The organism is Mycolicibacterium sp. 624, assembly GCF_040548615.1.
In the GTDB taxonomy this organism is placed as follows: Bacteria; Actinomycetota; Actinomycetes; order Mycobacteriales; family Mycobacteriaceae; genus Mycobacterium.
On the sequence record NZ_JBEPRZ010000009.1, the window covers coordinates 322,082 to 346,633 of the forward strand.

Annotated in this window: 16 protein-coding genes, 2 tRNA genes and 1 pseudogene; 10 read left to right on the forward strand and 9 right to left on the reverse strand. The window is 67.2% G+C overall.

Annotated elements, in window-relative coordinates:
* Window positions 1-60: 60 nt before the first annotated feature.
* Complete coding sequence (locus ABIA65_RS30020) at window positions 61-1,638, reverse strand: helicase HerA-like domain-containing protein (RefSeq protein ID WP_241404283.1); 1,578 nt, start codon at window positions 1,636-1,638, stop codon at window positions 61-63.
* An 81-nt stretch (window positions 1,639-1,719) separates the two neighbouring features.
* Here ABIA65_RS30020 and orn point away from each other — a divergent pair, with 81 nt between their 5' ends.
* The 3 genes from orn to ABIA65_RS30035 all read left to right on the forward strand — a co-directional run bounded on the left by orn (window position 1,720) and on the right by ABIA65_RS30035 (window position 2,945).
* Window positions 1,720-2,367, forward strand: coding sequence for an oligoribonuclease (gene orn, locus ABIA65_RS30025; RefSeq protein ID WP_241404282.1), 648 nt, complete (start codon window positions 1,720-1,722; stop codon window positions 2,365-2,367).
* Between the two features lie 42 nt (window positions 2,368-2,409).
* Window positions 2,410-2,482 (forward strand) — tRNA-His (locus tag ABIA65_RS30030).
* A gap of 205 nt (window positions 2,483-2,687) precedes the next feature.
* Window positions 2,688-2,945, forward strand: a complete 258-nt coding sequence (locus ABIA65_RS30035; protein WP_241404281.1) for a hypothetical protein — start codon at window positions 2,688-2,690, stop codon at window positions 2,943-2,945.
* Between the two features lie 42 nt (window positions 2,946-2,987).
* Here the strand turns inward: ABIA65_RS30035 and ABIA65_RS30040 are convergent, their stop codons facing one another.
* Together ABIA65_RS30040 and ABIA65_RS30045 are read right to left on the reverse strand one after the other, a co-directional pair.
* Entirely contained in the window at window positions 2,988-3,164 is a 177-nt protein-coding gene (locus tag ABIA65_RS30040; protein ID WP_241404280.1) for a hypothetical protein, read from the reverse strand.
* A gap of 71 nt (window positions 3,165-3,235) precedes the next feature.
* The gene (locus tag ABIA65_RS30045) at window positions 3,236-4,459 is read right to left on the reverse strand and encodes a L,D-transpeptidase (RefSeq protein WP_241404279.1); all 1,224 of its coding nucleotides are present in this window, start codon (window positions 4,457-4,459) and stop codon (window positions 3,236-3,238) included.
* A 166-nt stretch (window positions 4,460-4,625) separates the two neighbouring features.
* Here ABIA65_RS30045 and ABIA65_RS30050 point away from each other — a divergent pair.
* Window positions 4,626-4,701, forward strand: a tRNA-Lys gene (locus tag ABIA65_RS30050).
* 740 nt (window positions 4,702-5,441) lie between these two features.
* On the opposite strand, the gene ABIA65_RS30055 is transcribed toward ABIA65_RS30050, so the two are convergent.
* Complete coding sequence (locus tag ABIA65_RS30055; protein WP_354525821.1) at window positions 5,442-5,669, reverse strand: DUF3618 domain-containing protein; 228 nt, start codon at window positions 5,667-5,669, stop codon at window positions 5,442-5,444.
* 91 nt (window positions 5,670-5,760) lie between these two features.
* Here ABIA65_RS30055 and bcp point away from each other — a divergent pair, with 91 nt between their 5' ends.
* A complete protein-coding gene (gene bcp, locus ABIA65_RS30060) occupies window positions 5,761-6,234 on the forward strand; it encodes a thioredoxin-dependent thiol peroxidase (protein ID WP_354525822.1) in 474 nt (157 codons plus the stop codon).
* On the opposite strand, the gene ABIA65_RS30065 is transcribed toward bcp, so the two are convergent.
* On the reverse strand, window positions 6,231-7,571 hold the full coding sequence (locus ABIA65_RS30065; protein WP_354525823.1) for a dipeptidase: 1,341 nt from the start codon (window positions 7,569-7,571) through the stop codon (window positions 6,231-6,233). The two genes, bcp and ABIA65_RS30065, sit on opposite strands and share 4 nt — an antisense overlap.
* 36 nt (window positions 7,572-7,607) lie before the next feature.
* On the opposite strand from ABIA65_RS30065, the gene ABIA65_RS30070 reads away from it, so the two are divergent.
* A complete protein-coding gene (locus tag ABIA65_RS30070) occupies window positions 7,608-8,246 on the forward strand; it encodes a LysE family translocator (RefSeq protein ID WP_354525824.1) in 639 nt (212 codons plus the stop codon).
* A 34-nt stretch (window positions 8,247-8,280) separates the two neighbouring features.
* Here ABIA65_RS30070 and acpS read toward each other — a convergent pair whose 3' ends face one another.
* The 4 genes and pseudogenes from acpS to ABIA65_RS30090 form a co-directional block, all read right to left on the reverse strand.
* Entirely contained in the window at window positions 8,281-8,670 is a 390-nt protein-coding gene (gene acpS / locus ABIA65_RS30075) for a holo-ACP synthase AcpS (RefSeq protein WP_241404274.1), read from the reverse strand.
* A gap of 67 nt (window positions 8,671-8,737) precedes the next feature.
* Window positions 8,738-17,989 carry a fatty acid synthase subunit beta domain-containing protein gene (locus tag ABIA65_RS30080; RefSeq protein WP_354525825.1) on the reverse strand — a complete coding sequence of 3,084 codons (9,252 nt, stop codon included), beginning with the start codon at window positions 17,987-17,989 and terminating at the stop codon, window positions 8,738-8,740.
* 548 nt (window positions 17,990-18,537) lie between these two features.
* Window positions 18,538-19,272, reverse strand: a pseudogene (locus ABIA65_RS30085) (DUF1906 domain-containing protein).
* A 153-nt stretch (window positions 19,273-19,425) separates the two neighbouring features.
* Window positions 19,426-20,430 (reverse strand): NAD-dependent epimerase/dehydratase family protein, encoded by a 1,005-nt coding sequence (locus tag ABIA65_RS30090; protein ID WP_354525826.1) that lies wholly within the window; start codon window positions 20,428-20,430, stop codon window positions 19,426-19,428.
* An 89-nt stretch (window positions 20,431-20,519) separates the two neighbouring features.
* On the opposite strand from ABIA65_RS30090, the gene ABIA65_RS30095 reads away from it, so the two are divergent.
* From ABIA65_RS30095 to ABIA65_RS30110, 4 genes are read left to right on the forward strand one after another with little or no spacing between them, the layout of a single operon-like run.
* The gene (locus tag ABIA65_RS30095; RefSeq protein WP_354525827.1) at window positions 20,520-21,650 is read left to right on the forward strand and encodes an ABC transporter ATP-binding protein; all 1,131 of its coding nucleotides are present in this window, start codon (window positions 20,520-20,522) and stop codon (window positions 21,648-21,650) included.
* On the forward strand, window positions 21,647-22,831 hold the full coding sequence (locus ABIA65_RS30100) for an ABC transporter substrate-binding protein (RefSeq protein WP_354525828.1): 1,185 nt from the start codon (window positions 21,647-21,649) through the stop codon (window positions 22,829-22,831). The genes ABIA65_RS30095 and ABIA65_RS30100 overlap by 4 nt, the downstream gene beginning before the upstream one ends.
* A complete protein-coding gene (locus ABIA65_RS30105) occupies window positions 22,828-23,694 on the forward strand; it encodes an ABC transporter permease (RefSeq protein ID WP_354525829.1) in 867 nt (288 codons plus the stop codon). Before ABIA65_RS30100 ends, ABIA65_RS30105 begins: the two co-directional genes overlap by 4 nt.
* The gene (locus tag ABIA65_RS30110; protein WP_241404268.1) at window positions 23,694-24,494 is read left to right on the forward strand and encodes an ABC transporter permease; all 801 of its coding nucleotides are present in this window, start codon (window positions 23,694-23,696) and stop codon (window positions 24,492-24,494) included. Before ABIA65_RS30105 ends, ABIA65_RS30110 begins: the two co-directional genes overlap by 1 nt.
* The last annotated feature ends 58 nt before the right edge of the window (window positions 24,495-24,552 follow it).

The following is a 24,552-nucleotide window of genomic DNA, read 5'->3' on the forward strand; positions in this document are numbered from 1 at the left end:
AGATCGTCGAATTGCGAGATATCGCGATCTCCCAGCAGTCTCGAGGATCCAAACGAGCGGTCAGCGCTTGCGCCGTCCGGTGCCGAAGATGCTGCGGGTGATCTCGCGGCCGATGACGGTGCCCGCCGAACGCATCGCGCTCTTGAACGCGGGGCTGCTCATCATCTTGTCCAGCATTCCGGGCTCGGTGACGTGCGTGACCTTGACCTGTCCCGAGACGCTCGCGCCGCCGGGAGCGGCTGTCGGCACGGGCGGCGGCAGCTCGGTGGTCTCCGGTTCGGCGACGCGCGCGTTGAGTCGCTCGTAGGCGGACTCGCGGTCGATGGTCTGGCCGTACTCGGCCTGCAGCGGGGACGCCTTGGCGGCCGCGGCGATGGCGTCGTTGCCGATGGTGTCCATCAGTGAGCGCGGCGCGCGCATCCGGGTCCACGCGACCGGGGTCGGCGCGCCCCGCTCCGACAGCACGGTGACGATCGCCTCGCCGATTCCCAGTGAGGTCAACGCCTCCTCCAGGTCGTAGACGGACGTCTTCGGGTAGGTCCGCACGGTCTTGGTGAGTGCCTTCTGGTCGTCCGGGGTGAACGCCCGCAGGGCGTGCTGGACTCGGGCGCCGAGCTGGCTGAGCACGTTGTTGGGGATATCGGTCGGCAGCTGGGTGCAGAAGAACACGCCGACACCCTTGGAGCGGATCAGCTTGACCGTCTGCTCGACCTGTTCGAGGAAGGCCTTGGAGGCGTCGGTGAACAGCAGGTGGGCCTCGTCGAAGAAGAACACCAGGTTCGGCTTCTCGACGTCGCCGACCTCGGGCAGTGTCGTGAACAGGTCGGCCAGCACCCACATCAGGAACGTGGAGAACATCACCGGCCGCGCCGCCTGGTTGCCCAGCTCCAGCAGCGTGATGATCCCGCGGCCCTGGGCGTCGAAGCGGATCAGGTCCTTGGGTTCGAGTTCGGGTTCGCCGAAGAACGTGTCCGCGCCCTCGGCCTCGAGGTTGACCAGCGCGCGCAGGATGACCCCGGCGGTCGCGGGTGACACCGCGCCAAGCGCCTTGAGTTCGGGCTTGCCCTCGTCACTGGTGAGGTACTGGATCACCGCGCGCAGATCCTTCAGGTCCAGCAGCGACAGACCCTTCTGGTCGGCCCAGTGAAAGATCAGCCCGAGGGTGGACTCCTGGGTGGCGTTGAGGTCCAACACCTTCGACAGCAGGATCGGGCCGAAGCTGGTGATCGTGGCGCGCACCGGCACGCCGATACCGCTAGTCCCCAGGGACAGGAACTCGACCGGATAGGCCGTCGGCGTCCAGCTGTCCCCGGTGTCGGTGGCCCGCTGGGTGGTCTTCTCTCCTGGCTCGCCCGGGCGGGACAGTCCGGACAGGTCGCCCTTCACATCGGCCATGAGGACCGGCACACCCGCCGCCGACAGCTGCTCGGCGATCACCTGAAGCGACTTGGTCTTGCCGGTGCCGGTCGCACCGGCCACCAAGCCGTGCCGGTTCACCGTCGCGAGCGGAATCCGCACCTGCGCGGACGGGTCGACGACGCCGTCGACGACGACTGTGCCGAGCTCCAGAGCGGGTCCCTCGCCGACGTAACCAGCGGCTATCTGCTGCGCGGGGGTGGCGGTCGATTCCGTCGTCATGCGCCGACCCTAACGTGTCAGACCCGGCGTTCGGTGGGTGTTGTCGGGCGCATGTCGGCCGTGGGAATACTGTGGACCGCTGTGCGTGACGAACTGGTCTGGATCGACTGTGAGATGACTGGCCTCGATCTGGGGTCGGACCGACTCATAGAGATCGCGGCGTTGGTGACCGATGCCGAGTTGAACGTCCTCGGGGACGGGGTGGACGTGGTGATCCACGCCGACGATGCCGCCTTGGACGGCATGGTCGAGGTGGTCGCCACGATGCACCGCAAGTCCGGCCTCACCGAGGAGGTGCGCAGGTCCACAACGGATCTGGCCACCGCCGAGGCGATGGTCCTGGACTACATCCGAAGTCACGTCAAACAGCCGAACACGGCACCGCTGTGCGGTAATTCGATCTCCACCGACCGCGGATTCATCGCCAGGGACATGCCCGTCCTCGACGGGTTCCTGCACTACCGGATGATCGACGTCAGCTCGATCAAGGAGCTGTGCCGCCGCTGGTACCCGAGGATCTACTTCGGTCAGCCCGAGAAGGGCCTGTCGCACCGCGCGCTCGCCGACATCCACGAGTCGATCCGGGAACTGAAGTACTACCGCCGCACCGCGTTCGTCACCGAGCCAGGCCCCTCCACCAGCGACATCGCCGCGGTGGCCGCCGAATTGGGTCCGCCAGGCAACGGGCAGGCGACATCTGATTCGGCGACTGAGCCTCCGAGAGGCTAGTATCGACGTCGCTGCAGTGCCGGAGACGACACAGCAGCAATGGTGGCTGTAGTTCAGTTGGTAGAGCACCAGGTTGTGATCCTGGCTGTCGCGGGTTCGAGTCCCGTCAGCCACCCAAGCAGGTGGGAGGGCCTTTTGGCCCTCCCACCTTTTGCATTCCCGTGGGCCGAACGCCGCGCGTCCGGGCACCCCTGACCCCCAGTGCGTCGGATAGTTTGCTAACCATTGACGCGCGCGTGGAATCGGCGTGGGATGGACAGGTCTTCAACAGAACGACCTGCCGCCTTGGCTGGTCGGGGGTCCTACCGGGGGGTAATACCGTGAACGAGCAGGTTTCCAGCACCACAAAGAAGTTGTTTGCCGCAAGTAGTTTGGCGATCGGCCTGGCCGGTTTCGCCGTGTTTGGCGGTGTCGGCCACGCCGTGGCAACACCATCGCCCGATACGGGGACCTACGACGAACTTGTCGAAGTTCACGAAGGAAGTGGTGTGACCTCCATCGCCGACGACGACGGCATCCAAGCCGACCAGGTGCACAACTCAACCCTCTGGGAGCCCGGCCAGGTCTCTGGGCACTGACGATGTCCCGAACATCAACTCAGCCTTGGGAGTTGATGAGACCTACCGCCACAGCAGCGACTTCGGCGGGCGGTCGCAGCTTGCGGGTGCGTCTGAGTCCGCCAAGGCAAGGCCCGCCTTGGGCTTGGCCCACTTGCCGGTGACCACGTACTCAACCAATCGCGGTCCAGTCGCAGGGTGACGGCTAAGGGACCGCAGCAGCTCGTTGTCGATGCTCATGCTCGACATGATTCCGCGAGCCACTGACATGTCGCGGAAGTGCGGTCGTCGTGACGCTCGACGCTCGACGGTCAGAGGTTGGCGTTGCCGGCCTTCCACTGCGCCCAGGGGATGTTCCAGTCACCGAGTCCTTCGGTTCCCGACAGCCGTGAACCGACCGTGTTGGACACCTCGACGATGTCGCCACGCTTGGTGTTCTCGTAGAACCACTTCGCATTGCTCGTGCTGACGTTGAGGCAGCCGTGGCTCACATTGCTATAGCCCTGGCTGCCCACCGACCACGGCGCACCGTGCACGTAGATGCCGCTGTAGGACATCTGGGTGGCCCAGTCGACCTCGGTGCGATATCCGTTGGGCGAGTTCGTCGGCACGCCATACGTCGAGGAGTCCATCACCATGTGGGAGAGCCGGTCGCCGATGATGTAGGTGCCGTTGTCGGTGGGCGTGCTGTTCTTGCCCATCGAGATCGGCATCGTCTTGACCACCTCACCGTTGCGCCGGATGGTCAGCGTCTTGGTGCTGTCGTCTGCCGTCGCGATCAACTCGTCGCCGATGGTGAAGTGCGTGCTGACGTTCTCCTGACCGAACAGTCCGTCCCCGAGGTCCACGCCGTAGGTGTTGACGGCGACATCGACCGTGGTGCCCGGCTTCCAGTAGGCCGCGGGGCGCCAGCGCACCTCGCGGTTGTTGAGCCAGTAGAAGGCACCCTCGACGGCAGGCTTGGTGGTGACCTTGATTGCGGCCTCGGCGGCGCGACGGTTGGGGATGTTCTCGTCGAAACGGACCGCGACCGGCTGCCCGACGCCGACGACCTCACCCTCGGCCGGCGACACGTACGGCATGGTGAGGTTGTCGGGCGAGTGCGTCTGGAACGTCATCGAGCGCGTGGTGACGCCGCCAAGTCCCAGAGACTGCGCGCTCAGTGTGTACCGCGCGTTGTAGTCCAGCGGATCGGTGGTGGTCCACGTCAGCTCGTCGCGACTGAGTCGACCGGCGACCGGCGCGCCGTCCTCGTCGGTCATGCTGACCGCACCCAGGACGCCGTCCTCTGCGCTCACCGTCACCGGAGCGTCGACCGTGACCCCGACGGCACCGTCGGTCACCGATGCGGTCAGCTTGGGCACCAGAAGGTCCCCGAAGGGCGTTCCCTTTTCGGTGATGGTCTGCTGCTGCGACGGGGCGGCGGCCGAACCGCTGCACGCGCTCAGGCCGAATACAACGGCGGGCATGACCAGGAGTGCTGCCACCCTCGTCAACCTCCGACGCGGACGGGCCACCGAATGGACTCGCCACATGACTACTTGCACCTCACAACGGGGTTTGGACGGGACCAGGGGGTTGCACTACTTGGCAGTAGTCTAAGGGAAACCGCCGACAGGGGCGCGATCGTTACACGCGTCCGGGTTTGTCTGACATGCGGATTTCATCTGCGCCGCAGTTGCCTGTTATCGTCTTCCACGCGCGCCGTTAGCTCAGTTGGTAGAGCAGCTGACTCTTAATCAGCGGGTCCGGGGTTCGAAACCCTGACGGCGCACCACCGAAAGCCGCAGAGACTCTGCGGCTTTTGTGGTTTCAGGACAGTTTCAGCTCTCAGGTCCGCCGGGTTCCCCGCCGATCCGCAACAGGGCGGAACGCCGATGAGGTAGCTCACTCGAGTCGGCGCTCATGATCGCCATCCGAGCAACTCTGCGCCCCGCTGCAATGCCAGCGAAGTTCCACGCCTCGGACGGCCGATGAATCGATCGGCCACCCCGCTACCAGCCAACTCAGCTCGGGTTGACGCGATCGCGGCCGCGCAAACCGTCGCGGCGATGCAGTTCTGGCTATCCCCCGCGCATTGCGACTGACGTCGTGGTAAATTGCTGGCGGCGCTAGCCAGCAAGCATTCCGGTGGTGTGCTGTAATCGCCAAATGAGTCGCTTTTCAGCTGTTTCAGAAAACGCGTCGCAGACTGACAAACTTCGCGAACAGGCTTTTCTGGATGTTTTGAATACCACTCCGGTGGGTACGGACTGCTAAGCTGAAGTTAGCTGTAGAGTCCGCGAGCGAGACATCGAGGAACGATCGAGAGGGAAGCGAGGAATTAGCTAGATGACAACATCTGTTGCCACGACCTCGACTCTCCCACCTGTCGTCGAGGCACAGCACGAAGCCGCAGCGCAAAGCGTTGTGGTGGTCTACAACTGCAGTCGGCTTGGACGCACGGCGAATCCGCCGCGATTCTCATTCACCGACCTGTTCCGGCTCCGCCGCCGCTGACGCAGCGACCCGGGGACGTCAGCGGTTCTTGATCCGCCGGATGAACACAACGAGGACGATCGTGCCCAGCCCGGCGATGGACACCGCCACCACGGGCTTCTTCACGAAATCGAGGACACCGGCCTTGACATCGTCGGCGATGCGGCTGGGATTGGCCCGCTCGGCGAGTGCGTCCACAGTCAAGGCCAACTGATCGCGGGCCTTGTCGATCTCCTGCTTGATGTCGTCGGGATCCCTGTCCGCCACGTCAGCCCCTTCACCTTGCCTACGCCTTGTCGATCTACCCTAGTTGAGCCGATCCGCGACGCCGCGCACGGCCAACCAGAAGGGATCCCGAATGTCACCGACGCCCCGCCTGGAGGTAGGCGCCAAAGCGCCCGCGTTCAGCCTGTCCGATGCCGACGGCAACACGGTCAAACTGAGCGACTTCAAGGGCCGCAAGGTGATCGTCTACTTCTACCCGGCAGCCTCCACACCAGGGTGCACCAAGCAGGCGTGCGACTTCCGGGACAGCCTGTCCGAACTGAATGAGGCCGGTCTGGATGTCATCGGCATCTCCCCCGACAAGCCCGAGAAGCTCGCCAAGTTCCGCGACAATGAGGGACTGACGTTCCCCCTGCTGTCCGACCCGAGCCGCGAGGTGCTGACGGCGTGGGGCGCGTTCGGCGAGAAGTCGATGTACGGCAAGACCGTTCAGGGCGTCATCCGGTCGACGTTCGTCGTCGACGAGAAGGGCAATATCGAGGTCGCCCAGTACAACGTCAAGGCCACCGGACACGTCGCCAAGCTTCGACGCGACATCTCGGTCTAGCGCCCGGCCTCGCCACCCAGCGACTCCAGCAGCAGCGCCTCGGCGATGGCCGCGCGCTCCAGCACCCCGAGGTGCAAGCTCTCGTTGATGCTGTGCGCCTGGGTCCCTGGATCCTCGACGCCGGTGACCAGAATCCTGGCGTCGGGGTAGGCGTTGGCGAACTCGGCGATGAACGGAATCGACCCGCCCATCCCCATATCGATCGGATCGCGTCCCCACGCCTTCCGGAACGCGGCCCGCGCCGCGTCATAGACCGGCCCCGCGGCGTCGATCGCGTAGGGCTGACCCACGTCACCCGGCGTCACGGTGACGTGCGCACCCCACGGTGCGTGCGCCTCCAGGTGGCGGGTAAGGGCCGCGAGGTGCGCACGCGCGTCACCACCGGGGGCCACCCGCATGCTGACCTTCGCCCGCGCACGCGGGATCAGGGTGTTCGACGACGCCGCTATCGGCGTGGTGTCGATGCCGATGACGGTGATGGCCGGCTTGGCCCAGAGACGTTGAACCACCGAGCCGGAACCGATCTCGCGGACCCCGTCGAGCAGACCCGATTCGGCGCGGACCCGGCCCGCCGGGTAGTCGACGTCGGCGGCCAGCCCCTCGTGCAGACCGTCCACCGCCACGTTGCCATCGTCGTCATGCAGGCTCGCCAGCAGCCGCACCAGCGCGGTGAGGGCGTCGGGCACCACCCCGCCCCACAGCCCGGAGTGCAGACCGTGGTCGAGCGTCGCGACCTCCACGACGCAGTCGGCGAGCCCCCGCAGCGACACCGTCAGGGACGGGATCTCGGTGCTCCAGTTCTCGGAGTCTGCGATGACGATCACGTCGGCGGCCAGCGCGTCGGAATGGGCGGCCAGCAGCGCGCCAAGGGACGGCGAGCCGGACTCCTCCTCCCCCTCCACGAACACCGTGACGCCGACCGGCGGATTCCCGCCGTGGGCCCGGAACGCCGCCAGATGCGTTGCGATCCCGGCCTTGTCGTCTGCGGTACCACGCCCGTAGAGGCGCCCGTCACGCTCTGTCGGCTCAAACGGCGGTGAGTTCCACTGCGCGCGATCGCCTTCGGGTTGTACGTCGTGATGGGCGTACAGCAGAACCGTCGGCGCACCCGGCGGTGCGGGATGGTGTGCGATCACAGCGGGTGCCCCGCCCTCGCTGACGATCCGTACATCGCCGAAGCCCGCGGCCGACAACAACTTCGACACGGCCTCCGCGCTGCGCCGGACCTCGTCACGACGCGCCGGATCGGCCCACACCGACTCGATCCGCACCAGATCCTCGAGATCGGCACGCACCGATGGCAGAAGTTCACGGACCCGATCGACCAGATCAACCATGTCCGTGAGGCTAGTCCGTCGACGTATCGTCACTGCATGCCGTCCATGACTCACCTGCTCGCGTTCGGGCTGATCTCGTTCCTGGTGATTGTGATTCCGGGGCCAAGCGTCCTGTTCACCGTCGGTCGGGCGCTGACAGTCGGCCGACGCCAGGCGTTGTTGACCGTGGCGGGTAACGCGGTGGGCGCCTATATCCAGATCCTTGCCGTGGCCCTGGGTGCTGGAGCACTGATATTCGCCTCGGCGTTGGCGTTCAGCATCATCAAGATGATCGGCGTGGCCTACCTGGTGTACCTCGGCGTCCAGGCCATCCGGCACCGGCACGCGTTGGGCGAGGCACTCGCCGGCGGCTCGCCCGCGGCACGGCCGAGCAGAGTGCTGGCGGACGGGTTCATCGTGGGTGTGACCAATCCCAAGACCATCGTGTTCTTCGTTGCGGCACTGCCTCAGGTTGTCGACACGGCCGCGGGACACGTTTTGGCCCAGATGCTCACGCTAGGTGTCGTCTTCCTTCTCATCGCCGTGATTTCCGACAGTGTCTGGGCCCTGACCGCCAGTCTCGCGCGAGATTGGTTCGCTCAGTCCCCCCGCAGAATCGCCGCGATCGGCGGTGCCGGCGGAGTCGCGATGGTTGGTCTCGGCGTCAGCCTCGCATTCACCGGACGCAAGGACTGAACGGCGCAGTCTCCCGCGAGTTCGAGGCAGAAAACTAGGACTCCAGGACGGCGACCGCGGCCGCTGTATCCGCCTCGTGTGTCAGCGACAGATGGATCGTCACGTCCTTGAGGTGTTCAGCGATTGCGCCCGACAGCCGCACCTTGGGCCGCCCCCACATGTCGGTGACGATCTCGATATCGCGGTGGATGCCCTCAGGCAGCACCGGCCGCTTGCTGAACCGCGAACCCGACCACGCCTTGATCACGGCCTCCTTGGCCGCCCAACGCGCCGCGAGGTGCCGCGCCGCCGACGAACTCTTGTCCGCGGCGTCGCGGCGCTCCCCCGGCGTGAACGTCTCAGCGAACACAGTGCCCGGCTGATCGACCTGCTCAGCGAAATCCGGAATGTTGACCAGGTCGATGCCGACCCCGACGATGCTCACGCGCAGAAGCTACCGCACCGCGTACGGCTGCCCGCGCACGCACTCACCGTGTTCCCGGCACGTGCCCTCATCGCTGCGTGTACCAACCGTCCTCGCCGAGGCGCGACGTCGGGTCGAGCAGCATGTCGGCCTCCTGCCGCTTCTCCGGCGAGTCGTGGTTGAAGCGCCTGTCAGCGGGCTTCTCGTACAGCGCGGGCCCGCCGGCAATCGCCGACGCCAGCCTGCGCTGACCGTTCAGCACCCGCTCACCCGCGCGACGACGGTAGTCCTCGCGCTGCTCAGCGGTCAGCGACCTCAGGAAGGCCTCCGGGTGCACCAGCGCGACGAGGCCCGACACGTGACCGAACCCGAGGCTCGTCACCAGACCGGCCTTGAGCGGGAACTTCTCGCCCAGATGCAGGGTCTCGCGCACCCACACGAAGTGCGATGCGTGGGCCAGCTCGTCATCGACACAGTCCAGGCTGCGGTTCGGCGGAATCACGCCGTCGCGCAGCATCTGGCACATGCCCATCATCTGGAACGCCGCCGCACCGCCCTTGCTGTGACCGGTGAGGCTCTTCTGGCTGACGATGAACAGTGGCGCACCCGCCGAACGTCCCATCGCCGCCGCGAGCCGCTCGTGCAGCTCCGTCTCGTTGGGGTCGTTGGCCAATGTCGACGTGTCGTGCTTGGACACCACAGCGATATCGTCCGCGCCGACGCCGAGCTTCGCCAACGAGCGAGCCAACTCCGACTCCCGGCCGCCACGGCCTGCGGCCAGTGCGCCCAGCCCCGGTGCGGGGATCGACGTGTGGACGCCATCGCCGAACGATGACGCGTAGCCCACGACCGCGAGCACCGGCAGACCCATCGCCAAAGCGAGGTCACCGCGGGCCAGCAGAATCGTGCCGCCGCCCTGGGACTCCACGAAGCCCAACCGGCGCCGGTCGTTGGCGCGGGAGAACTTCGAGTCGCTGATGCCCTTGGCCCGCATGGTGTCGGTCTCGGCGGTGGCCGACATGTCACCGAACCCGATGACCGCCTCCAGCGTCAGATCGTCGTAGCCGCCTGCGACCACGAACTGAGCCTTGCCCAGCTTGATCTTGTCGACGCCCTCCTCGACCGAGACCGCCGCCGTCGCGCATGCCGCGACAGGGTGGATCATCGCGCCGTAGCTGCCCACATACGACTGCACGACGTGGCCTGCGAAGACGTTCGGCAGCACCTCCTGGAGGATGTCGTTCGGCTTGCTCCTGCCCAGCAGGTTGCCGTGGTACATCCGCTGCATCGAGGTCATGCCGCCCATACCCGTGCCCTGCGTGCTGGCCACCAGGCTGGGGTGCACCCAACGCATCAGCTCGGCCGGGGTGAACCCGGACGACAGGAACGCGTCCACCGTCGTGACGAGGTTCCACAGCGCCACGCGGTCGATCGAGCCGGCCATGTCCTGGCCAATGCCGTAGACGGTCGGATCGAAGCCGGACGGGATCTGCGCGCCGACGCTGCGGGACAGCTTCACCGTGCGCGGCACCCGGATCTCGGTGCCGGCCTTGCGGGTGACCTTCCAGTCGGAGCCCTCGGGTGCGGGCGTGATGACCGTGTGCTCGGGATCGAACTGCGCGAATGCCCGCGCCTCCTCCTCAGACGACACCACGAAGGTGAAGTCCTTGTCGAGGAACACCGAGACCAGCAGCGGCGCACCGTGATCGGCAGGCATCGCACCGTCGTCGACGAACTCGCGGATGCCGACCCGCTCGATGACGGCGTCGTGGTAGCGCTCCACCAGTTCGCCCTCGTCGACCATGTCGCCGGTCTGCGTGTCGTACCAACCCGGCTTCGGGTCTTCCTCCCACTTGACCAGGCCAGTGGTCCACGCCAGCTCGAGGACGCCGGCCGCCGACAGCTCACCGGAGGTCTCGACCTCGAAGCGGGTCCGCGACGAGCCGTACGGCCCGAGCTCGGCGCCACCGACGATGACCACCAGATCGGCCGGATCGACGTCCAGGTCGGCCCACGCGGGCGGCGGAGCCGACGCGTAGCCGCGCGGCGGCGACGGCAGTGCCGAGATGGTGCCGGTCGGGACGTCATCGTCGTCGTCCGGCGCCTCGGCCGCCGCGTCCTCGCGCGCCTTCGCCGCGAGTTCGGCCATGTCGATCTCGATCTCGCCGAGCCCGCCGGTGAGATCGGCCGTCAGGGGCTCACGCGCCGCGGCGACCTTGGACTCGATATCGCACAGGTCGAGCAGCATCGACGCCATCTGCTCGGTCGAGTAGGTGGTCAGACCCGCCTCTTCGACCGCGCCGACGATGGCGTCGTTGTGACCCATCAGGCCGGTGCCCTTGGTCCAGCCGATCAGCGCGTGCGCCAGCGAAACCCGCTGCGCCCACGACGTCTCGGCCTTCCACCGGGACACCACTGCATCGAGTGCGGCCTTCGCCTCGCCGTAGGCACCGTCACCGCCGAACATGCCGCGGTTGGGCGATCCCGGCAGCACGACGTGCAGGCGTGCGGCGATATCGCGCTCGGCACCGATGTGCGACAGCCCGCCGATGAGACGCTGAACGGCCCACAGCAGGACCTTCATCTCCATCTCGGAGCGCGAACCGGCCTCCGACAGGTCACCGGCCACGCGCGGCGCCGCGAACGGGAACAGCAGCGTGGGGGTGAGTGCGTCCTTGAGGTGGATCGCCTGCGGCCCAACGCTTTCGATCTGCTCGTTGCCGACCCACTCGACGAGTGCATCGATGTCGGAGTAGGACGCCATGTTGGCCGGCACCACCCACAGTTGAGCACCGAAGCGAGCGTTGTCCCGGTAGAGCGTGCGGTAGAACGCCAGGCGGTCGTCGTTCAGCTTGGAGGTGGTGGCGATGACCGTGGCGCCACCGTTGAGCAGCTGGCCGATGACGGACGCGGCGATCGATCCCTTCGATGCACCGGTGACAACGGCGATCTCCTGGGTGTAGCGGCCATTGTCGGGGTTCTCCGCTCCCGCAGCGGCACGGCCGTAGAGCGCCGCGTGGACGTTGCGTCCCGCGGCGAGCGCCCTGCCCTGCCACCAGTTCGCCTGGGTGGCCACGATGTGTCCGGCACCCTCGAAGCGCTCGGACAGCCGCTCCCAGTCGGTGTCGATGTCACCCTCGTCGGTCAGCCACAGCCGCGCGAGATCCTCACGCGCACTGGCCCACCGGTCGTCGAACAGCACAGCCTTGCGGCCGTCGAACGCCGGGGCGACCAGACGCGGCCAGTCCGAACCGAGTTCGGCGGTGACCAGGTCGATCAGTTCGGTGTCGGTGGCGTCGGGGGCACTGACCGGGTTGTCCAGGCCGAGCTGCCCGAGGATCATCCGGGCAGTCGACGCGAGCACGCCGTCGCGCCCGGTGACCTTCTCGGCGAACTCATTCAGTGCTGCCGAGTCGACAACGCCACCGGCCCCACCGCCCGCCGAGGGCAGGGACACCGCGATGCCCTTGCGCGCGCCGACCGCAGAGACTGCGGCGTCGATGACCTTGTCCACCGCTGCGGCGTCGGCCAGGGCGCCGTCATGCAGCCCGCCCAGTGCGCCGTTGCGGACGCTGGATCCCTCGCGGGTGCCCAGCGCCACCTCGACGGTGACGTGCTTGGCCCAGCCCGGTCCGAGTTCCCATGTCTTGGTGACGCGTTCGGTCAGGTACGCCGGGCGCTTGCCGGACGGCCCGAGGATCGTGCGCAGTTGGTCGTTGATCGCGTCGCTGAGGACGGGACCGAACGGCTTGTAGGTACGCGCGAGCTTGGAGACCTGTCCCTTGAGCGCGCCGAGGTCGGCCTCGGCGGCACCGTCGATGGCGCCGAGGTTCAGCTCGGAGCCGAGATCGACCAGCAGCTGGTTGCGGCGGGACGACGCGCCGTCGGTGATGGACTCGATGGAGTCCAGTGCCTCGATCTGATCCAGGCGCATCTTGGCCGACAGCGCGATGAGCGCCACGGTGGCGTCGGCGGCGTCGAACACGATGTCGTCGGGGCGCGGGCCGCCGCTGGGTGCGGCGGGTGCCACCGGCGCCGCGGGTGCGGCTTCGGCCGGGGCTGCCTCGGCGACCGGGGCCGCCGCGGGAGCGGGCTCGTCGTCGTCGGGCTCCGGATCGGTATCGGTGGCGAACAGCACGGCGGCGTCACGCTCGGCGTTGAGCACCTCGGTGGTGTTGTGCGAGTACTCGGGCAGCTTGAGCGTGTTGGTCGCCAGACCCGCGACGGTCGGCGCCGACTTCACGCCGATCTCGACGAAGCGCTCCATGCCCAGACCGCCTGCGGCCTCCTCGATGAAGAGCAGGTCCTGGGTCTCGATCCACCGCACAGGGCTGGCGAACTGCCAGGCCAACAGCTCGATGACGAGCAGCCGGCACAGCTCCCACGGCTTCTCGTTGATCCAGGTGTCGTAGTCGGCGAGCACCTCGTCGAGCGGCTCGGCGGGCACCAGATCGCGGATCTCCTGGATGAAGTCACGGTCCAGGGTGAACGGCCGCGGCACCAGGTTGGGGATGTAGCGCCCGACCACCAGCGCCGGATCGGTGTCTTCCGGCAGCACGCGCTGCAGCGCACGCCGGAAGTCATCGACGCCAACGCGCAGCACCGACGAGTGGAACGGCACATCGATACCGGGGATCAGGATGAATGACCGCTTGCCACCGCTGATCTCCCGACGACGCTCGACCTCTTCCTCCAGCGCCTCCAAACCACGGACCGTGCCGGCGATCGCGTACTGCGAGCCACGCAGGTTGTAGTTCACGATCTGCAGGAATTCGCCTGTGCGCTCGGCGATCTGCTCGACGAAGTCGTTCACGTCGTCATCGGGCAGGTCGATCTGCGACGGCCGGATCGCCGCGAGGCGGTAGTTGGACCGTCCCTGTGCGTCGCGCGGCACGATGTCGTGCATCTTGCTGCCGCGGTGGAACACGGCCTCCAGCAGGCCCTCCAGCGAGTACACGCCAGACACGCACGCCAGCGCGGTGTACTCGCCGACGGAGTGACCGCAGGCGATCGCGCCCTCGACGAACGCACCCTGCTCGCGCATCTCGGCGACCTGGGCCGCCGCGACCGTGGCCATCGCCACCTGGGTGAACTGCGTCAGGAACAGCACGCCCTCGGGGTGCTGGTAGTGCACACCGCTGGCGATGAGGCTCGTCGGGTTGTCGCGCACCACGTGTAGCACCGAGAAGCCCAGCGTGTTGCGGGTGAACTTGTCGGCGTCGTCCCATACCTTGCGGGCGGCCTTGGACCGGGCGCGGACCTCCATGCCCATGCCCTTGTGCTGAATGCCCTGGCCGGGGAAGGCGTACACGGTCTTGGGCGCCGCGAGCTGCGCGCTCGCCGCCATGACCAGCTCGTTGTCGACCTTCGCGGTGACCTCGATGATCTCGGCGCCGCGGTCGATACCGACTCGGTCGACGCGGAACTCGATCTCGTCGCCCGGAAGCACCATGCCCAAGAAGCGCGACGTCCAACCGACGAGGCGGGCAGGCGGGGTGGCCTGGCCGTCCGTGGCGGTGACGACGTGCTGCGCGGCCGCGGACAGCCACATGCCGTGGACGATAGGCGATTTCAGACCGGCCAGCAGCGCGGCGGCCCGGTCGGTGTGAATCGGATTGTGGTCCCCGGACACCACCGCGAACGCCCTCATGTCGGTGGGGGCGGTGACGGACACGTCGCGGCGGCGACGCCGCGGTGTGTCGGTGGCGTTATCGGTGATCGCACCGCCTGCGCGCGGCGGGTCGGCCAGCTCGGCCGAGCCACTGCGGCCCAGGATCGAGAACCGCTCCTGCAGCTTGGCGAGTTCGGTGCCCTCAGCGTCGGTGATGACGACGTCGACCGGCACCACGCGCCCGACCTCGGTGTCGATCGCAGCGGAAGCCGTTGCGGTGACGGTGAGTTCGGCCTTCGTCTTCGGCATGGGCGCCAGCAGGTGCGCGGCGTGGTCGAGGTGGACCAAGCTCAGCAGGCCCTCGACGACCGGGAAGCCGGCCTCGGTGAGCGCGGACCCGATGACGGAGAACACCGCGGGCCAGCAGCGACCGACCAATGCGTCGGGCACCAGGGTCAGGCCGGGGGCCAGCGGTGCGCCGAAGGTGGCGGTGACACCGGTGTGGTCGGCGACCTCCTCCGGGTCCCAGCTGACCGTGACGGTGGTGCTGTCGTTGACGACCGGCGGAAGCGCCTCGGGGCCATCGACATTGGCCGCGATGGCCAGCACGGCGCGCATCGCCGCCGATGCGTCCTCGGTGGTGACGACCGGCATGCCACCGTCGACGGTGACCTCACCGAGGGTGAACCGGATGGTGATCCAGATGTCGGACAGCGGCACGCTCAGCGTGACCTGGCCGTCGGCCAGTTCCAGGCGCGCACCCGTCGATGGGTGTGTGGCGGAACGGTTCTCGTTGACCTGCCACTCGCTGGGCTCCCCGATGCGGTGCACCGGGTTGATCGCGGTGCGACCCGCCCACAGGACGTCGGGCGAGTCGAGGACGACGGCCAGGGGGCCGACGACGTCGGCACGGGCCTGACGGCGCGACACCACGGCAACCGGGGTCTCACCCTTTTGCGCCAGCAGCGCGACTGCCTCGTCGATCGACGCCTGCTCGAAGCGGTCGAGCAGCTCGCCGATCGGCTCGTCGACGCGTGTGATGCCCTCGACGGCCTGGGTGCCGGGGATGATGCAGACCTGGTCGGCGGTGTAGCGGGCATCGTGCGCCTGCCACAGCGAGTCGCTGCGCCACCAGCGCCGCACGTCCTTGTCGATGACGGGCACGAAGTTGACGGGCTTGCCGAGCGTCTTGCACAGCGTGATGAAGAACGGCACGTCGGCGGGGTGCAGCTTGACGGTCTCCGCGTCGGGGTACTGCGCCAGCAGTGCGGCGATCGCGGCCTGCGGATCCTCCAGCAGCGCTTCGCCTTCGGCGTCGGCGCCAAAGAGCGTCGGGATGGGTCCGGAGTCGGCCGGGTGCAGACGCGCCTCGGCTCGCTTGAGCATCTCCTCGAAGCGGTCGCGCCAGCTGATGTCGAGCCACGGCGAGTCACCGCTGCGGGTGTCGGCGGTGCTGTCGCCGTCGCCGATCGCCAACTCGACGTAGCGCTGCAGCCACTGCAGGAACGTCATGTCGTCGACGTCACCGAAGTACGGCTTGGCCGTGACGCCCATCGCGGCGATGATCTCGTCGCGGCGCTCGGCGACGGCGTCGGCGTCACCGGCGACGTCATCGAGCAGGCGGCCGCAGCGTGATGCGGCGTTATCGATCTCGTGGATGTCGGCACCGAGCTGGCTGCGCCCGGATGCCATGCCGCCCTGGGCCTTTCCGGCCGCCACCCAGCGCTCGGTGCCGCAGGTCTCGACGAGCATCTGCTTGACCGCAGGCGAGGTGGTGGCCTCGAGCGCCGCCATCGCCGCGGTGCCGACGAGGATGCCGTCAACGGGCATCAGGGGGAAGCCGTACTGCGTGGCCCAGCGGCCGGACAGGTAGTCGGCGGCCCGCTCCGGGGTACCGATGCCGCCACCGACGCAGATCGTGATGTTGGAGCCCTTGCGGAGGTCACCGTAGGTCGAGACCAGGAGGTCGTCGAGGTCCTCCCAGGAGTGGTGGCCTCCGGCGCGGCCGCCCTCTATGTGCACGATGACCTCGCGGTCGGGCACCTCGGCGGCGATCTTGATGACCGACTTGATCTGCTCGACGGTGCCCGGCTTGAACACGACGTTACTGATGCCGATGCCGTTGAGTTCCTCGATAAGGTCCACGGCCTCTTCGAGCTCGGGGATGCCCGCGGTGACCACGACGCCGTCGATCGGCGCGCCCGACTGACGGGCCTTCTGCACCAGGCGCTTTCCGCCCAGCTGCAGCTTCCACAGGTACGGGTCGAGGAACAGCGAGTTGAACTGCACGGCCCGGCCGGGCTCGAGCAGCTGAGTGAGCTCCTCGATGCGGGCGTCGAAGATGGGCTCGGTGACCTGACCGCCACCGGCGAGCTCGGCCCAGTGGCCGGCGTTGGCGGCGGCCGCGACGATCTTCGCGTCGACCGTTGTCGGCGTCATACCCGCCAGAAGGATCGGCGAGCGGCCGGTGAGGCGGGTGAACTTGGTCGAGAGCTTGACCGAGCCATCCGGCAACGTCACGGCGGACGGTGCGTAGCTCGACCATGCGGGTGCCACCTCGGGGGCTGCCCCGACGGTGAACAGGCTGCGCTGACCGGCGCGGGTCGCGGCGGGGACGATGCCGACGCCGAGTCCGCGGATCACAGGTGCGGTCAACCGGGTCAGGGTGTCGCTCGGGCCGAGGTCGATGATCCACTTGGCGCCGGCCTCGTGCAGGCGCTCCACCTCGCCGACCCAGTTGATCGGCTTAACGAAGATCGACTCCGTCAGGAAGCGAGCGAGCTCCGGGTCGATGCCCGTGCGGGCCGCCCAGTTGGTGACGACCTCCACGCCGTCCGCCAGCCGAGGAGTGTGGAAGCCCACCTCGACCTGAATCCCGTTGAACACCGGGCTGAAGACGGCGCCACCGCGCGTCTTGTTCTTGCGCTCGGCCTCTTCTCGCTCGGTGATCTTGCTGCAGTACAGCTCGAATCGGGCCAGCTGTTCGGGCGTACCGGTGATGACGACCGACCGCCGCCCGTTCCGGATCGACAGGACGGGTGGGAGGACCGTGCGAACGTCGGTGGAGAAGTCCTCCAGGAGCTCGGCGATGCGCTCGGGGTCGGCGTTGGTCACCGACACCATGGGCGACTTGTCCCCGCGGCCCACCATGCCCCGGCGTCGGGACACCAACGAGCCGGCCGCACCGATGAGCTGAAGGAGCGCCAGCAGTTCGGCGTCGCGGCTGCCGCCGGCCTTGAGCGCCTCCGCCGCGACGACGCCCTGCGAGTGACCTGCCATGGCGACCGGCGGGGTACCCGCCAGATCGAGCCCCTGGCGCGTCACAGCGCGAATTGCGGCCATCTGGCTGAGCAGGATGCCCGGGCCCGAGATCGCGGCAGTGATGAGCTGCTTGGGGGTCGGCAACGGCTCATCGGCGGCCAGCGCGCGGACCCACTGCATCGGCTCGAAGCCGATCGGCCGCACGACGACCAGCTCGCGTGCGACGGGCTCGAGCAGCAGTGCGGCCTCGCCGACGACCTCGCTCAGTTCGGACTCGATGCCCGCCGAGCTGATCAGTTCCTCGAGGTTCTCCAGCCAGTTGCCGCCCTGACCACCGAATGCGACGGCATAGGGCTCACCGGCATTGAGGAGATCGACCAGGGCGTGCGCACTGTGGGCCGAGGACGACCTGTCACTCACCTCGCCATTGCGGCTGGTGGACACCCGGTCGTGTTCGTTGATCGTCACGTCTTCTCCTCGTGCGCTGTCTCGCGCGTATCGCTTCGTCTGCGGCGGGTCGTCTCGTGGACCTCGCTACCCTGCGAGGTCGGGGGTGATTCGGCGTCGAATCTCGGCTGGCACCGTCTTCGGCCGTCCAGCGTCACCCAGATCTTGGGCGCTCGGCCAGACATCTTCCGGTAGCCCCGCAACGGGCAGCCGTACTAAGAGTGTCATAAGGCCTAGGACCAGTTTCGGGCCCCAAATGGTTACTGGCGAGTTCTACGCTCAAGTAACCCAGGATTGGATAACGCGGTCTTCCGAGCGCCCGTGAGCCTTCCGTGACAAATGTCCTGCATGCGAGTGGTTACGGTCGAGTAGCTATAACTCCGCAGATCACAGCAGTATTGTTATCGAATCGTTATGTTCATTTCGCGGCGGTGGAAGCGTCTGCGGGCGGCCAGCCAGATGGCGGCAGATCGGGCCGACATGTCGACCCGCCCGCTCTCGCGGCGAGGATTAGTTTGCTGTGGTTACTTACTCATCGGTAAGTGCCGTTACTCACTCATCGGCGAGTGTCAGTCCCACTGACCGAATGCCGGCTTGAGGATGTGGTTGATGTCCACACCGACACCGCCCACCTTGCGCTTGTCGATCTCCACTTGGTGCAGATGCGCCGCCGGATGGGCCAGCCCCTTGGGCGATCCCCAGTTGTGCTGCCAGAAGTGCGCGCCGAGACCGTCCTGCACCGCCCACTCGATGGTCTTCGAGTTGGCGTACACGCCGGTGCGCTCGTGGCCGATCACCGACTCCCAGCCGCGCAGATATGGGGCAACCTGCGCCTTGTACTGCTCATAGGTGGGGTCGTCGTCGATCGAGGTGTAGGTCGGCGCACCGTGTGACCCGCCCGCCGCGACGTGCAACTCCCAACCCCGTTTGGCGTGCCGCACACCGGCCTCCTGCCCCGCCAGCCAGTCGGCGGTGTCCTGCTTGCCGTACTGGTAGCAGGAGACGATCTTCAGTCCGCCCTGATACAGGTCACGCGCCTCAGGAAGCTGAATCGGCTTGCTGAGCATCCACGCCCCGCCGGGTCGGCGGTCCGAGACCTATCTGATGGCTCCGTGCGCACCGGCGGCCTTGATGTCGGCCGCCTTGATGACACCCGCCGCGTAGTCGAGCAGGATCCCCAGCGGCGCGGCCGTGGCAGTCGGCGGCACGAGGGCCGACGACAACGCCGTCAGCGCACCACCGATTCCCAGGACGGCTGGCGCGGCCGCGGCGCACTTCAGTGCGGCACGCCGAGAAGCTGGCACGAGTCACAGAACATGACAAATGCACCAGGCCTCTCATTGACGCCACCGGTCACATCTGTATCGAGATTCCCAGATTTCCCACGCGCGTTTGGGCGCTCGCGGCATGGGGGGAGCATCCGCGCCGCGGCCCGGCGCCCCGCACCGCCCTTGGCGTCAGGCTTGCTGATCCCGGAAGAATCGCGCCGCCGCTGCGATGGACTCCTCGACCGGGCGCGGCACCCAACCAAGCTCTTGCTCGGCTTTGCGGTGATCCAGCGGTGACATCAGGTCGGCCATCTTCACTCCCGCCCTCGCGAACGGCAGATCGCGCCGCAGCAGTCGTGCCGCCAGATCGTTGAGACGCGACGCGGCGAGCAGAACCGCCACCGGCACGCCGATGCGGGGCGCGCGGACACCGACGGCCTCGGCAGCGATCCGATGCACCTCCTTGGTGCTGAGGTAGCGGTCGGAGATGATGTAGCGCTCCCCCACCCGGCCGCGTTCGCCCGCCAGGACCATGGCCCGAGCCACATCCTCGATCCCCACCACCTCCATCGAGAATCCGAGGTGGAGGGGGAACTGGCCGGCCGCGACGCGCGCGAGCAGGCCCCCGTGCGGCGTGGGCCCCCAGTCACCCGGTCCGTAGGTGTTCGAGATGCACATGGCGATCGCAGGCAGTCCCCGCTCCCGTGCGTAGCGCAGGACAAGATCCTCGGCGGCCACGCGGGCCTCGATGTAGGGACCACCGTCGTCCCAGTTGTGCGGATCCTCCTCGGTCACGGGCCTGCCATCACTGATCGCCAACGTGCCGATGGTGCTCGTGAAGACGAACCGTGACAGGCCGGCGTCAACCGCAACGTCGAGCACATGCCGGAGCCCTTCGACATTCGTGCGGAACAGCGGCGCCGGGTCGCGCAGCCACACCCGCGCGTCGACGACGCAGTAGTACACGACGTCACATCCGGCCATGGCCGCCCGCAGCGCGTCGCCATCGAAGACGTCTCCGTAGCACCGCTCCACCGCGAGGTCATCGATCCCCTTGGTGGAACTCGTCTTTCGCAACATCACGCGAACGTCTTCCCCGTCGGTCACCAGCCGCCGCACGACGTGCGAGCCGACAAAGCCACTGGCGCCGATCACGAGTTTCTTCATCTGTCGCGGCGCGCGTTGTCCAGGCATGGTGAGCGAGCCTAGCTGTGCGACCGCTCAACACCCGCGGAATCCCGCAATGCCGCTGCGATGGCGCGCGGGAATTCATAGGATCAGCCATGTCCTCTGGACCCATCGCCGTCCATCGTGCGGCCGTGCGTGCGGCGTCGCCCAGTCCGCAGATCGAACTTGTCGGTGTGCGCAAGGTGTTCCGCGACCGGAGCAGCCGACGCGGCGCGGAGGTCATCGCCGTGGCGGGTGCCGACCTGAGCGTCCACGACGGCGAGTTGTTCGCGATCCTCGGCCCGTCGGGTTCGGGCAAGACCACCGTGCTGCGAATGATCGCGGGTTTCGAGGAACCCACCGCGGGTACGATCCGCCTCGGCGGCGCCGACGTGACCGCGCTCCCTGCGCGCCGCCGCGACGTCAACACGGTGTTCCAGGAGTACGCACTGTTCCCCCACATGACCGTCGCCCAGAACGTCGAGTACGGAATGAAGGTCCGCGGAGTGCCGAGGGCCGAACGTCGCCGTCGCACCGCGGACGCCCTGGACATGGTGCGCCTCACCGACCTCGCACCGCGACACCCGGCCCGGCTCTCAGGCGGCCAACGACAACGCGTGGCGTTGGCTCGCGCGCTGGTCGGCCGCCCGCGGGTGTTACTGCTGGATGAGCCGCTCGGCGCACTCGATCTCAAGCTTCGCGAACAGATGCAGTTGGAACTCAAGGCGATTCAACGCGACGTCGGCATCACGTTCGTCATCGTGACGCACGATCAGGACGAGGCGCTGACACTGTGCGACCGGCTCGCGGTCTTCAACGACGGCCGCATCGAGCAGATAGGGAGTTCCCGCGAGGTCTACGAGCATCCCGCGAATCGGTTCGTCGCCGACTTCGTCGGCACGTCCAATGTGCTGGACGGGGATGCGGCCCGCACCCTGCTCGGTCGCTCCGGTTCGTTCGCCGTGCGGCCAGAGCGGATCGCCGTCCTGCCACCCGGCGGTATCGGCCCACCGGGCACACGCACGGTGGAAGCCACTGTCGCCGAGGTCATCTACGGCGGGTCGACCACTAGGGTCGCCGCGGTCGCCGCCGCGGGAACGACGCTGACCGCCACCGTGCTCAACGCGGCCGCCACGCTGCCCGACAACCTCGACCACGGCGCACCGGTCACCTTGGCCTGGCCCGAGGACGCCGTACATCACCTCTCCGAGGTGACTCCCGACCACCAACCCGAGGAGCGCCCATGAAGTCACACGCGATCAAGCTCGGCCTGATCATCACCGCATGTGCGGCGCTGATGGTCGGATGCTCCGGAGCGCAGGAGGGCGGCGGTCAGGCACCACCCAAACTCGAGCCGCTCAGCGCCCTCGGTGACGGCGAGGGCGAACTGAACCTGGTTGCCTGGGCGGGTTATGCCGAGGACGGCTCCAACGATCCCACCGCCGACTGGGTCACCCCCTTCGAAAAGGAGACCGGGTGCCAGGTCAACGTCAAGCTCGGCAACACCTCCGACGAGATGGTTCAGCTGATGAGAACCGGTCAATACGACGGTGTTTCGGCGTCCGGTGACGCCACCCTGCGCTTGATCTACGCGGGGGACGTCGCCCCGGTCAACACCTCCCTGGTACCCAACTACGAGACCATCACCGGGTTCCTCAAGGACCGGCCATGGAACTCCGTCGACGGCCAGATGTACGGAATCCCGCACGGCTGGGGCGCGAACCTGTTGATGTACAACGTCGACGTCGTGCGCGACGCACCCAACTCCTGGGCGGCGGTGTTCACGGACGCGGGTAAGTACAAGGGCAGGGTGACTGCCTACGACTCGCCGATCTACATCGCCGACGCCGCGCTGTACCTGTCGAAGACCAAGCCGGAGTTGGGCATCGAGGACCCGTACTCGCTGACCTCCGAGCAACTCGACGCGGCCGTCGAGCTGCTCAAGGCGCAACGGGAGAACGTCAGCGAGTACTGGTCGGACTACACCAAGGAGGTCCAGGCGTTCGAGTCGGGCACGTCGGTGATCGGGACGACCTGGCAGGTGATCGCCAACACCATCGGCGCGGACAACAGGGTCCAGGTCAACACAGTGCTGCCCAAGGAGGGGTCCACGGGCTGGTCGGACACCTGGATGGTCGCGGCCAAGGCCGCCCATCCCAACTGCATGTACAAGTGGATGAACTGGATCACCTCACCCGAGGTCAACGCCGAGGTCGCCGAGTACTTCGGCGAGGCACCGGCGCAGACGAAGGCCTGTGAGTTCACCACCGACAAGGCCTTCTGCGACATCTACCACGCGACTGACGAGAAGTTCGCGTCGCAGATCCGCTACTGGACCACACCGCAGAAGAAGTGCGTCGACGGAAAGGGCGACGACTGCACGACCTACGACGAGTGGGTCGACAAGTGGCAGCAGATCAAGGGGTGAGGCCAGCCGGCCCCGACCCGGCGCGCGTGCGGCGCGAGGGGTTCGGGCGTCGGGTCGGCCTGGCCCTACTGCTGATCCCGCCGCTGGGTTGGCTCACCCTCGCGTACCTGGGTTCGCTTGCGGTGCTGTTGGTCTCGGCATTCTGGACCACCGACTCGTTCACCGGGGCGGTCGTGCACACGGTCACCACCGACAACGTTGTGCGCGTGCTCACCGATGACCTGTTCCGCGTGGTCACACTGCGCACCCTCGGTGTCGCGCTACTGGTGACGGTCATCTGCGCCGTCCTCGCGGTGCCGCTGGCGCTGTACATGGCGAAGGTGGCCTCCCCGCGGCTTCGGTTGCTGCTGGTCGTCGCTGTCACGACACCACTATGGGCGAGTTTTCTGGTGAAGGCGTACGCGTGGCGAATGATGCTGTCTCCCGAGGGCCCCATGGCGTGGGCCACCGGTCACACACCGGGCTACGGGCTGACCGCCACGGTCATCACGCTGAGTTATCTCTGGCTGCCCTACATGGTCATCCCCGTGTTCGCCGCCTTCGAACGGCTGCCCGACTCGTTGATCGACGCGAGTTCCGACCTCGGCGCCTCTGATTTCTCCACCATGCGAATGGTGATGGCGCCCATCGTGTTCCCCGGTATCGCCGCGGGGTCGATCTTCACGTTCTCGCTGTCACTCGGCGACTACATCGCCGTGACGATCGTCGGCGGCAAGACCCAGCTGCTGGGCAACGTGATCTACGGGCAACTCGTCACCGCCAACAATCAGCCGCTCGCCGCCGCACTGTCGATCATCCCGCTGCTCGCGATCATCGGCTACTTGCTCGCGATGCGACGCACGGGCGCGTTGGAGAACGTCTGATGTTGTCCCGCAACGCACGTCGCAGCCTGCGAGCGTGGAGTGCACTGGTCCTGGTCTTCCTGTACGCACCGATGATCCTGGTGATCCTCAACGCGTTCAACTCATCGCGGACCTTCGCGTTTCCGCCCAGCGGCTTCACATTGCAGTGGTGGCGGGCAGCGGGCAACAGCCACGGAATGTGGACGTCGCTGGCGAACTCGGCGGTCGTCGGCCTCGGCGCCACCGCGATCGCACTGGTGCTCGGCACCATGGCCGCGTTCGCCGTGCAGCGCTACGACTTCTTCGGGCGCACCACTATCAGCTTCCTCGTGGTGCTGCCGATCACGCTGCCCGGCATCGTCACCGGGATCGCGCTGAACGCGACGTTCACCTCCGCGCTCGGACTCACCCTGGGCCTGGCCACCGTGATCATCGGACACGCGACGTTCTGCATCGTGATCGTGTTCAACAACACTCAGGCTCGTCTGCGCCGGTTGGGCACCCACCTCGAGGACGCCTCGGCCGATCTCGGAGCCTCGACCTGGCAGACTTTCCGGTACGTGACCTTCCCGATGATGCGCGGGTCGCTCGTCGCCGGCGCCATCCTGGCGTTCGCGTTGAGCTTCGACGAGATCGTCGTGACCACGTTCACCGCGGGCCCGTCGGTTCAGACGTTGCCGATCTGGATATTCGGAAACCTGTTCCGCCCCAACCAGGCTCCGGTCATCAATGTGGTCGCTGCAGCATTGACCGTCGTGGCCGTCATCCCCGTGTGGCTTGCCCAACGCATTGGCGGCGATCCCGCAGGCACTCGGGTGTGATCGCTCGCGGTGCGAGCTGGACCCTGTGACCAAGGCAATAGCGCCGCAAATCGCGACG

Coding starts and splice junctions, on each gene's coding strand:
- ABIA65_RS30100 (WP_354525828.1), top strand. CDS start 21,647: ATGAAGTCACACGCGATCAAGCTCGGCCTGATCATCACCGCATGTGCG.
- bcp (WP_354525822.1), top strand. CDS start 5,761: ATGTCACCGACGCCCCGCCTGGAGGTAGGCGCCAAAGCGCCCGCGTTC.
- ABIA65_RS30020 (WP_241404283.1), bottom strand. CDS start 1,638: ATGACGACGGAATCGACCGCCACCCCCGCGCAGCAGATAGCCGCTGGT.
- ABIA65_RS30040 (WP_241404280.1), bottom strand. CDS start 3,164: ATGAGCATCGACAACGAGCTGCTGCGGTCCCTTAGCCGTCACCCTGCG.
- ABIA65_RS30070 (WP_354525824.1), top strand. CDS start 7,608: ATGCCGTCCATGACTCACCTGCTCGCGTTCGGGCTGATCTCGTTCCTG.
- ABIA65_RS30095 (WP_354525827.1), top strand. CDS start 20,520: ATGTCCTCTGGACCCATCGCCGTCCATCGTGCGGCCGTGCGTGCGGCG.
- ABIA65_RS30110 (WP_241404268.1), top strand. CDS start 23,694: ATGTTGTCCCGCAACGCACGTCGCAGCCTGCGAGCGTGGAGTGCACTG.
- ABIA65_RS30065 (WP_354525823.1), bottom strand. CDS start 7,571: ATGGTTGATCTGGTCGATCGGGTCCGTGAACTTCTGCCATCGGTGCGT.
- ABIA65_RS30045 (WP_241404279.1), bottom strand. CDS start 4,459: ATGTGGCGAGTCCATTCGGTGGCCCGTCCGCGTCGGAGGTTGACGAGG.
- ABIA65_RS30090 (WP_354525826.1), bottom strand. CDS start 20,430: ATGCCTGGACAACGCGCGCCGCGACAGATGAAGAAACTCGTGATCGGC.